General features: G+C 60.3%; 1 protein-coding gene and 3 tRNA genes. 2 read left to right on the top strand and 2 right to left on the bottom strand.

Features of this window, described 5'->3' with window-relative positions; genetic code table 11:
- Together AB5Y54_RS00885 and dauA are read right to left on the bottom strand one after the other, a co-directional pair.
- Positions 1-88: transfer RNA gene (locus AB5Y54_RS00885), tRNA-Ser, on the bottom strand.
- Between the two features lie 270 nt (positions 89-358).
- Positions 359-2,095, bottom strand: coding sequence for a C4-dicarboxylic acid transporter DauA (dauA, locus tag AB5Y54_RS00890; RefSeq protein ID WP_111897047.1), 1,737 nt, complete (start codon positions 2,093-2,095; stop codon positions 359-361).
- Between the two features lie 467 nt (positions 2,096-2,562).
- Between dauA and AB5Y54_RS00895 the strand changes: the two genes are divergently transcribed.
- Together AB5Y54_RS00895 and AB5Y54_RS00900 are read left to right on the top strand one after the other, a co-directional pair.
- Positions 2,563-2,638 (top strand) — tRNA-Asn (locus tag AB5Y54_RS00895).
- Positions 2,639-2,640: 2 nt separating this feature from the next.
- A tRNA-Asn gene (locus tag AB5Y54_RS00900) sits at positions 2,641-2,716 on the top strand.
- The last annotated feature ends 401 nt before the right edge of the window (positions 2,717-3,117 follow it).

A 3,117-nucleotide genomic window follows, 5' to 3' on the forward strand; every position in this document is an offset into this window, starting at 1 on the left:
TGGCGGTGAGGGAGGGATTCGAACCCTCGATACGTTGCCGTATACACACTTTCCAGGCGTGCTCCTTCAGCCACTCGGACACCTCACCAAATTTTCACTGCTTGAAGTGGCTTTCGGAGCACGCTGCGCGTGCATCTTGCCGACTTCGTCGGTGGGCAGCCACTCGGACACCGCACCCAATTTTGGTCTGCGCTTTAACGTGTTCAGCCAGCACGAATTCGCTGCGCCGTTGCGCTGGAACGGGGCGTAATGTAAGGGATAGGCGCGAGGCGGTCAATGCAATTTTTTATCTTTTGCCACTGTTTGCTCAATAAGCGAACCAAGTGACTAAAAATATGCCGTTTCCTATCCCTTTCCATCAATTTTCAACCGCTTCGTGCAAATGTTCTCCTCGAATTGCCTCTTCCAGCGAGCCGTAGAACTCCAGCTCTCCCGCCACCGGACGCACCTTGGCCCGCGCCAGGGTCTTGAGGGGCTGGAATTGCAATTCAGCCACCTTGAGACGGACCCCCGCCTTGGCCATGCGTTTTGCGAACTGCTGGAAGGCGGTGAGACCGCCAGCATCCAGGATGGAGACCGCCTCCATTTGCAGGATCAACTCCTTGTGGTCCTTCACCTGGGCAAGCAATTCGTCAAAAACCCGCTCGGCGGCGGCAAAGAACAATGGTCCGTTGATCTTGTAGACAAGGGTCGAGGGGGACACCTCGCTGGCATAGCGTTTGTGATCCGCCAGGTTGTGCAGCCTGGTCATCTTGGCTATCTCGCGCATGAACAGCAAAGAGGCCAGGATCACCCCGAAGGTGATGGCGATGACCATGTCGAAGATGACGGTCAGCGACAGGCAGACCAGCAGCACCAGTACATCGGATTTGGGCGCCCGGCGCACCAGATCCACCACCTTGTGGGCCTCGCTCATGTTCCAGGCCACCAGCAGCAACAGGGCGGCCATGGCAGAGAGCGGCAACCAGGAGAGCCAGGGAGCCAGCACCAGGATGGCAGCCAGCACCACCAGCGCATGGACAATACCGGAAATGGGCGAGGTGGCACCGGCCCGCACGTTGGCGGCGGAGCGCGCGATGGCGGCCGTCGCCGTGATGCCACCGAAGAAAGGAGCCAGGATGTTGCCAAGGCCCTGCCCCACCAGCTCGCCGTTGGAGCTGTGCTTGCGACCCGTCATACCATCGAGCACCACGGCGCAGAGCAGGGATTCGATGGCCCCCAGCATGGCCATGGAGAAGGCGGCGGGCAGCAGCCGCTCGATGGCGGCGAGGTTCCACTCCACCGGCGCCCCGTCCGGCCCCGGCAGCGCCCAGGGCATCACCAGGGTCGGGGCGATGGGGGGAATGCCCATGCCCTGACTGCCGTCGGCCAAGGTATAGCTGAACTTGCTGCCGATTGTGGCGACGTCCACCCCGAACTGGTGCAGACCCAACCCGAGCCCCACCCCCACCAGCACGGCGGGCAGATGGCCGGGTACCGGCAGGCGCAATCTCGGCCAGAGCAGCAACACCGCCAGGGTTGCCACACCCACCAGGGTGTCTCCCCATTGCCAGCTTGGCAAGGCATGGGCCAGCGCCTGTACCTTGCCCAGATAGGTTTCCGGCATCTCCAGGACCTGCAGGCCGAAGAAATCCTTGATCTGCAGGGTGGCGATGACGATGGCGATACCACCGGTGAACCCCAGGGTCACCGAGGGGGGAATGTACTCGATGAGGCGCCCGAGACGCGCCATGCCCATGGCCACCAGGAAACAGCCCGAGATCAGGGTGGCCATCAAGAGGCCGCCCACGCCAAATTGCTGGGCCACCGGGTAGAGGATCACCACGAAGGCGGCAGTGGGGCCCGAGATGGAGAAGCGGGATCCCCCGGTCACGGCGATGACGATGCCGGCGATGATGGCGGTATAAAGCCCGTGCTGGGGCGGCACCCCACTGGCGATGGCCAGCGCCATGGCAAGGGGAATGGCGATGATGCCGACCGTGATGCCGGCGATGAGGTCGCGGCCAAAGCGCGCCACGCTGTAGGGTTCGTCAATGCAGGATTGGCGCAATGCGATGGCCAGCTTCACGCCTTGTAAGGAAGCTTGATTGTGCATGTCTAGGGTAATACCAGAAGAGGGAGACAAAGGCCGGGGTGAACCGGCACCCGATCATCATCAAGGGCCGGCAGAGCTGTCGACGCGGCGATGGTATCGAAGGCAACCATACCCGACCCGGCCAGATAATTCGATGGGCGGGATCAAGAAATGGCCATGAGCGCGCAATATTGTCGGTGACACCCCGAATATCAACGCCGTTTCCCGCCACGGCAGGTTTCCCCGGGCACGGTACTCTGCGGATGAACGACACCACGCCTCCTCCTGGCAGTATGCGGGAATCAGGATACCAAGCAGGCACAACCCGACCGAAGGCGCGATCTCAAGCTCCTGATTGTGCTGAAAATAGTCCGCGTTGCCCAAGTTTTGGGCAAACGGGCCAAAAAGCCATTTTTTACGCCGACAGGCGGGTTGACACCCAGGAGATGGGCCATTAATATCCGCCCCGTCTCGACGAGACAGGCTATTCCTCCTTAGTTCAGTCGGTAGAACGGCGGACTGTTAATCCGTATGTCACTGGTTCAAGTCCAGTAGGAGGAGCCAATTCCCTCGTAGTTCAGTCGGTAGAACGGCGGACTGTTAATCCGTATGTCACAGGTTCAAGTCCTGTCGAGGGAGCCACATTCTAAAGCCCAGCCTTTTGGCTGGGCTTTTTCATATCTGCTCTTCCGGGCCTGTCCACGGCCCCCCTGCCCGATGGCGCGCCAAACCGCCACCTGCTTGCTTTCCTGATTCCCCATGGCCTTCGATGACGACCCTTACTCGTCCCTAGGCGCGTCACCAGGGTGTCACAGAGATCCCAAAGACTATGATTGATTCAAAAAGGACCATTTGGATCTATCCAGTCAAGGAGCCATCATGTCACACCCTGCTTCACTGGCCAGTCGCCTGCATACCCTGGCACTCAACGACACCCTGTTCCCCGATCTCCATCTTAAATGCGAAAGGGGACTCCCTCCGACGTAGGTGGGAGGGGAATTTCGCCGGGGCGTCAGCCCCGCTGGTTTTGAATGTATTGCTTG

This window comes from Aeromonas sp. s9 (assembly GCF_040907765.1).
Taxonomy (GTDB): Bacteria; Pseudomonadota; Gammaproteobacteria; order Enterobacterales; family Aeromonadaceae; genus Aeromonas; species Aeromonas caviae.